Below are 2,576 nucleotides of genomic sequence, written 5' to 3'. Positions count from 1 at the left end.
CAGCAAGATTGATAGATGTAAATGACTTACCCTCGCCAGACATGCTGGATGTTACCAGGATAACATGATTCTTTGCCTCGCCAGGAAGTAAAAAGCTCAGATTTGTTCTTAACGCCCTAAACTGTTCAGATACCCCGCTCCTTGAATCTTTGGTAACAACAATATTCAATCCGTCCTGGTTGTGGCTTATTTCGCCAATAACCGGAACTTGTGTATGCTTATTTATATCTTCCTTCCTTTGTATCTTGTCATTCAAAACATCCATTATATAAATCCTTACCATGGGAATTAAAATGGAAATAACGAATGCTAATCCTAATACATATATTTTTTTAGGGAAATAAGGTACATAGTCTGATTTTGCAGGCTGAATTATCCTTGTATTAGAAATATTAGAAGTTTTTGATATTGCGGTTTCCTCACGTTTTTGCAGCAGGAACAAATACAATTGTTGTTTTATCTGTTGCTGTCTTGACAGGTCTAAATAAACCCTTTCCTGCGCCGGAACTTTTTGAATCTGTTCCTGCAGTCTCCCTGTATTCCCCTTTAAGCTGGCTTTACTTATTTGTAGTGATTTCCTGACATTTAAAAGATTTGCCAGCATGTCTTGTCTTATCCCAACAAGTTGTTGATTTATGCTTTTCACGAAAGGGTTATCTTCTGTGGCCGTCAAAAGCTGCCTTTCCCGCTCAATCAACAAAGTATTATAACGTTGAATTAACGCGGTAAATACGGGATCCTGTGGTAGTATAGATGATGGAACAACCCTATTGTCTTTTGATCCGTCTTTCAGATAATCTTCAAGTGCATCAAGGATGCTTAACTGGTTTTCAATTGTTGCCAGTTGTTCCGTATAAGCACCGGTATTGGTCACCAATAACTCGGCCTGTTTCGGAATATCAGCCAACTTACTATCCTGTTTAAAACGTTGAATATTTCCTTCAATTTTATCCAGATCCTGGGTTACTATAATTAAGCGGTTATCAATAAACGTAATTGTGCTGTCAGCAATTTTATTTTTGTCCTCGATGTTTTGCCGTTCATACTCTTGAAGAAACCTTGTAAGTATGTCTTCGCCCATTTGAGGGATTGGATACTGTAAGTTAAGATCAATTGTAGTTGCTGGTTTAACCCCGGGTGTAGCTAAAAAATTTGCAAGAAAAACAGCCACCTGTTTATCAATAGATGATATATCCAGTGAATATTTACCATTCATTGGCAGCTCGGGGTTGCGCTCCAGTTTAATTACCCCAACACCTTCAACCATAAAAGCCTTACCGTATGTAATTTGCTTTTGAACATCTTTCCCACTCAATTTCTCAGTATAAGCAACACTAACTGTATTGTTGTTTACAGGAACTATATCAAAAATAGTTTCAGAAATAGAATCTACCGGATGAACCAACTCCGCTTTAAAAGGAGCCTTATAAAGCTGCACCTGTTTAAGCCCGTTTGCTACATAATAAGTGATATTCAAATTCATGTCCTGCACTACAGTTCGTACTAAATAATTAGTAGTTAATATAGAAACTTGATTATCAACATTATCCGGAGCATTCAACAATCCACTCAAATCGCCCAGGGCGCTTGCAGCTCCGGCCGGGCTTGATGGCTTATCATTATCAACCAACATCATAGCACTGATGTTGTACATTGGGGTAGCAAATTTAAGATAAACAACCGCCAATAAAAGGCAAACAAATATGCTTATTACAAATACCCACCAACTTTGTATTATCTTACCAATAAAAACCTTTAAATCAAAGCTCTCTTCTTCAGCGTCATTCAATTGATTTGGCGAATATCTGCTATCGTTGTTATTATACATAAGTATCGGATGCTTTATTAAGTAACTTCTAAGTTGTTTATATCGTAACTACTTTAATAAATTTTTGTATATGGGTCATTCCTATTTAATTAACGTTAGATAAGAACTAAAATCTATTAAAATGATTTTCAGTTATTATAAACATGCTTTTTATCCATTTATTATTTCGCAATAATTTCAAGCATTAAACATGTTATATGGATTTATTCAAATTGCTATAATCTGGAAAGGGCAACAGCAAGTGAAGAAATTGCTGTTAAGATTAAAGCAATATATGTTCTTGTAGGAGCATTTAAAGCTGCCGACTTTGATTTATCAGGCTCTACATAGATCACATCGTTCTGTTTTAAATAATAGTAATCACTTTTAAATATGTTAGAAGATGTTAGGTTAAGCCTGGCAATATTCTTATTCCCGTCAACCTGCCTTATCAGCATTATATTATCCCGTTTACCATAAATTGTAAGGTCGCCGGCTAAGCCAAGCACATCAAAAATACTTACCCTTTCGTTAGGTAATGTATAGGTGTTGGGCTTATTAACTTCACCAAGAACAGTAACTTTAAAATTGGCAAAACGAACCTGAACTGATGGATCTTTATAAAAAACTGAAGCTCTTTTTTGTACCACATCGCGGGCCTGGAAGGTAGTGTATCCTGATAATTTTACTTTTCCGATCAATGGAAAAGAAACCTCGCCATTTTTATCAACCAAATAACCTGTAATAAGTGCAGTACCACCCTGAGAAC

At 36.0% G+C, this 2,576-nt stretch carries 2 protein-coding genes; both read right to left on the bottom strand.

What is annotated here, in order from left to right:
- Positions 1 to 1,828, bottom strand: a 1,828-nt coding sequence (locus AC1DRQ_RS30660) for a GumC family protein (protein ID WP_477429783.1), incomplete at its 3' end; no start/stop codon positions are given.
- A gap of 215 nt (positions 1,829 to 2,043) precedes the next feature.
- Positions 2,044 to 2,576: polysaccharide biosynthesis/export family protein (locus AC1DRQ_RS30655; protein ID WP_477429781.1), on the bottom strand; the 533-nt coding region annotated here is incomplete at its 5' end.

It is taken from the genome of Mucilaginibacter sp. P4_E8, from assembly GCF_056401495.1.
Note: the sequence above shows the minus strand (reverse complement) of the source record. Positions and strands in the feature narration are given on the sequence as shown.